Annotated in this window: 6 protein-coding genes; all 6 read right to left on the reverse strand. The window is 56.5% G+C overall.

Annotated features, from left to right (window positions below):
* Positions 1-109 precede the first annotated feature (109 nt).
* Positions 110-1,270, reverse strand: a complete 1,161-nt coding sequence (locus tag V7665_RS13175) for a M24 family metallopeptidase (RefSeq protein ID WP_335664994.1) — start codon at positions 1,268-1,270, stop codon at positions 110-112.
* 96 nt (positions 1,271-1,366) lie between these two features.
* On the reverse strand, positions 1,367-1,633 hold the full coding sequence (locus V7665_RS13180) for a hypothetical protein (protein ID WP_335664995.1): 267 nt from the start codon (positions 1,631-1,633) through the stop codon (positions 1,367-1,369).
* Positions 1,634-1,700: 67 nt separating this feature from the next.
* The gene (locus V7665_RS13185) at positions 1,701-2,732 is read right to left on the reverse strand and encodes a calcium/sodium antiporter (protein WP_335664996.1); all 1,032 of its coding nucleotides are present in this window, start codon (positions 2,730-2,732) and stop codon (positions 1,701-1,703) included.
* Positions 2,733-2,813: 81 nt separating this feature from the next.
* A complete protein-coding gene (locus tag V7665_RS13190; protein ID WP_335664999.1) occupies positions 2,814-3,107 on the reverse strand; it encodes a TFIIB-type zinc ribbon-containing protein in 294 nt (97 codons plus the stop codon).
* Between the two features lie 108 nt (positions 3,108-3,215).
* A complete protein-coding gene (locus V7665_RS13195) occupies positions 3,216-3,389 on the reverse strand; it encodes a YdcH family protein (protein WP_335664997.1) in 174 nt (57 codons plus the stop codon).
* A gap of 186 nt (positions 3,390-3,575) precedes the next feature.
* Positions 3,576-4,054, reverse strand: a 479-nt coding sequence (locus tag V7665_RS13200) for a formate dehydrogenase accessory sulfurtransferase FdhD (RefSeq protein ID WP_335664998.1), incomplete at its 5' end; no start/stop codon positions are given.

A 4,054-nucleotide genomic window follows, 5' to 3' on the forward strand; every position in this document is an offset into this window, starting at 1 on the left:
CATCCGTAACGCCGCCCTTTCGCCCTTATCGAACATAGGCGCTGTGATTTTTCGTCCCGAAAACGGACATCTTCATACCGCGAAGAACGCCGTTCCCTCAAACCCCACACTACCCAAATGGCCGATAAAGATCCTCTTGCGGCCGGGTAAACCACTCCGGTCCTGACGCCGTCATATAGAAATGGTCTTCCAGCCGGATGCCATATTCGCCTGGTACAACGATCATCGGTTCGTTGGAAAAGCACATGCCTGCCGCCAGCGGCGTCTTGTCGCCTTTGACCAGATAGGGGCCTTCGTGGATGTCGAGGCCGATGCCGTGGCCGGTGCGGTGGGGGAGGCCTGGCAGGTCATAGTCGGGGCCGAGGCCGTGTCTGATCAGCATATCGCGGGCGGCCTTGTCGACCGCTTCGCAGGGCGTGCCGATCGCGGCAGCATCAAAGGCGGCTTGCTGGGCCTGTTTTTCCACCTGCCACAATCGTTCGATCTCGCCATCCAGTTTCGACAGGGCGTAGGTGCGGGTGATGTCGGAATTATAGCCGTCGATGGTGCAGCCGGTGTCGATCAGGATCAGTTCGCCCTCCTGCAGCGCCGGGTCGCCCGGGACACCGTGCGGGTGGGAGGTCGCTTCGCCAAATTGCACGGCGCAAAAGCTTTTGCCGCGATCGGCGCCGCCGGCGCGGTGCAGGCGATCGATTTCGGCGATCACTGCGCTGGCTTTCATGCCCGGTTTGATCCACTCAAAGACCGTCTGATGAACGGCGAGCGTCAACTGCATGGCCGCGATCATCAGATCGATTTCAGCCTGTGATTTTATCGCGCGCAGCGGGGCGATGATCGAGGCGGCAGAGCCATGAAGGACCGGTTTTTCGAGCTGGGCCAGCGCATCGAACAGGCGCGCGGCATGGCCGTAGGAACATTCGGGATCGAGCGCGCATCGCTGGCAACCGTGTTCGGCCAATAGAGACGCGATGAGCGCGAAGGGGCTTTCATGCTCCTCCCAGAAGGCCATTTCCGAAGCCATGGGAAATTTGGCCCGGATCGCGGATTCCTCGAATTTCGGGCAGATGAAGATATTGCGGTCAGCGGTAATCAACACACCGACAAAGCGTTCGCTTTCGTAAAAGGCCTCGCCGAAGAAATAGCGCATGTTGCTGCCCGGTGTGATGATCAGGGCATCAAGGCCGCTTGCCGGCATCGCCTTGCGCAGATGGTCCAGCCGCTGTTCGCGTTCGGCGTTGCCGATCGATGGCGGTCGCGATGCTGTGGTCATGGTCAAATCTCCAAAATGGGCGGTACGCCTCCAGGCCATTACGCGAATTTCGGTGACTGCGCACTTGTTGTGAATTTCATGTCGCCTTACGGCAATTCAGGTCCCGAAAATCTCGTAGCAAATGATACGCAGCGCGGCCATAAACGCGGCCAATGCCGTAGCCAGTGCCGCACGGGAATTGAGAATTTGGGTGCGATTGAGCGCCGTTATTATCCGGTTATAGTCGGCGGCATCAAGCGTTTCATGCTTGCTCACGCGCCGCAGTCGGCGGCGGCTGGCGGCCAGCCAAAGCCAGCCCGATGCCAGAGCAAAACCGATGACCAAAAAATCCAGAAGCCGGACCAGAATATCTGCAAAATCCATTTGTCCTCAGTACCCCTTGCCATCGGAGTGAGATAATCGGTCCGAACATCGCACCGTCGATTTCCGCTTATGCAACGCCCAGGCTTCCATATATCAGAAATCCGAGATACAAAAAGTAGCCGCTAACCAGCAGTGCGCCGCTGATCCGTCCAAATCTGCGCCATTTCATCAAAATGAAAATGATCAAGATGCTGCTTGCCAGCATGACCGGCAAGTCGCGGGTGATCAGATCATGAGGAACGCCGCTTGGTGCAAACATCATTGTGACGCCGCCGATCCCGAGGATATTATAGATGTTTGAACCGATCACATTGCCAAAGGCGATTTCCGACTGTTTGCGGACGGCTGCGATCACGGAAGTCACCAGTTCCGGCAGCGACGTACCGACGGCGACTATGGTCAGCCCAATCAATGTTTCCGACAGATTCGCCATACGTGCCAGATCTATCGCTCCTGACACCAGCATCCGCCCGCCAAAGATGAGAATGGCAAGGCCTGCAAGCGTCAGGATGATCGGTTTGAGCCAGCCATTGCCCGCGCCCTGCGACAGCGGATGAGGCAATAAGGGATCAGCCAGTTCCAGCGCCGCCGCCTTGTCATGCGGCGCATTGTGGAATGCCGGATCATGATCAGCCGGGGTTTGAAGGACAGCGACTGTCTCCTGTCGGTAGCAATAGGTTATATAGGCGGCAAGCAATCCGGCCATGGCTACGCCGACGAGCCCATGACCGAGCCCGGTCAAGGCAACAGCAATCAGGCCGAATGAGGCAGCGATCATGATCACCGGGTCGCGCAAATAATTGGCATTGGTAATGATGATGGGCGAAGCAAGCGCGGCAACGCCCAATATCAGCAAGGCGTTGGCAATGTTGGAGCCGACGATATTGCCCCACGCGATTCCGGGAGCATCCAGCAACGCCGCTTCGACACTGGTGACCAATTCCGGCATGGATGTCCCGAAGCCGACGATCACAAGACCGACGATCAGCGGCGTTACTCCGGCACGAGAAGCCAAGCGAACAGCACCGCGCACAAGCACTTCACCGCCAACCAGCAGCGCCACAAGACCTATCACCAGATAGGTCAGAGATTCGATCATATATTTGTCCTAGAAGAGCCGGGGGCGCAATTTCGTTGTCGTCTGATATGCTCGGAAAACCATGGGTTGAAAATATAGCCCCTAGTCGAACAGCTCCTCAAGGAAGGATTTCCGGCGTTTCTTTTTATAGCCGCGATCATAGTCCTTATCGTCGCTTCGATTGTCGCGAAAGTCTTCGCCAGAAGGCTGTCGCTGCTGAAATTGCTTTACCGGCGGGGCCGAACGTTCGATCAACTTGTCAAGCTCGCCGCGATCAAGCCAGACGCCGCGGCACTGCGGGCAATAATCAATCTCGATACTCTGGCGTTCACTTATGACCAATGCAACCGAGCAAAGCGGGCAGTTCATAGTTGGTGCGATACGCATTCCATTCATTCCTTTGATCAACGTCAGCGGGCCTGGATATCCCGCGATTCTCAAGCGATTCGGACGGCGCATATGGCTCGGGGGAGGTGCGCGCCGTCCGGTTCAATTTTGTCGGCTTTATGAAGGTGATTGTTGCAGACGCTTGCGAATAGTCTGGATTTCATCCTTGATCCGCAACCGAAGGCGTTTGAGCTGCTTCATGTCAACTTGCCAACCCGCTGCTTTGCGGTTGTCGATCTGGCGGTTCAGCCGTCGATGGCGTCTGACAAGTTCGTTCAGGTAATTTTTCATCGCTTGTCTCCTTTTGTTGCCATGCCGATATGCAACAGTCAGGAATATAGATCAAATCGAATGATTATGGAGTTATTGATAGATAATAACTATCATTTGAATATTGATTGATATTGAAGTGACGAGAGCAATACCCCCTAGAATTGCCGTGTGGTGACGCAATTCCACGCCAATGATCGTTAAACGTCAGCCAGCACTATAGTCGAGATAACTGTCGTCACGGGCCAGCGATATCAGCGTCAGGCCGCAGGATCGCGCGCGTTCGATCGCAATGCTGGTCGGTACCGAGATCGTGACCAATGTGGTGACGCCGGCGATTACCGATTTCTCGACAATCTCGTAACTGCACCGCGATGTTGTCAGGACGAAACCGGCCGATAGCGACCGGTTGTCGCGGGCCATCGCGCCGATCAATTTGTCGAGCGCATTATGGCGACCGACGTCTTCGCGGACGCAGGCAATGGCGCCGGTCTGATCAACCCAGGCCGCCGCATGCACGCCGCCGGTGGCCTTGTTCAGCGGCTGATGGTCATGCAGGGCGGCGAGCGCGGCAAAGATATGGTCTTTATTGATCGGCTGATGCGGGCTGACCTTGGGCAGCGGCCGGGCGACCAGTTCGAGATTTTCCAGACCGCACAGACCGCAGCTGCTTTCGGCAATGCGGG

Origin of the sequence: Parasphingorhabdus sp., from assembly GCF_036964675.1 — a bacterium.
GTDB lineage: Bacteria > Pseudomonadota > Alphaproteobacteria > Sphingomonadales > Sphingomonadaceae > Parasphingorhabdus.

Excerpts from the sequence above, each read along its gene's own strand:
- V7665_RS13175 (WP_335664994.1), bottom strand. The coding sequence starts at position 1,270 with ATGACCACAGCATCGCGACCGCCATCGATCGGCAACGCCGAACGCGAA.
- V7665_RS13180 (WP_335664995.1), bottom strand. The coding sequence starts at position 1,633 with ATGGATTTTGCAGATATTCTGGTCCGGCTTCTGGATTTTTTGGTCATC.
- V7665_RS13185 (WP_335664996.1), bottom strand. The coding sequence starts at position 2,732 with ATGATCGAATCTCTGACCTATCTGGTGATAGGTCTTGTGGCGCTGCTG.
- V7665_RS13190 (WP_335664999.1), bottom strand. The coding sequence starts at position 3,107 with ATGAATGGAATGCGTATCGCACCAACTATGAACTGCCCGCTTTGCTCG.
- V7665_RS13195 (WP_335664997.1), bottom strand. The coding sequence starts at position 3,389 with ATGAAAAATTACCTGAACGAACTTGTCAGACGCCATCGACGGCTGAAC.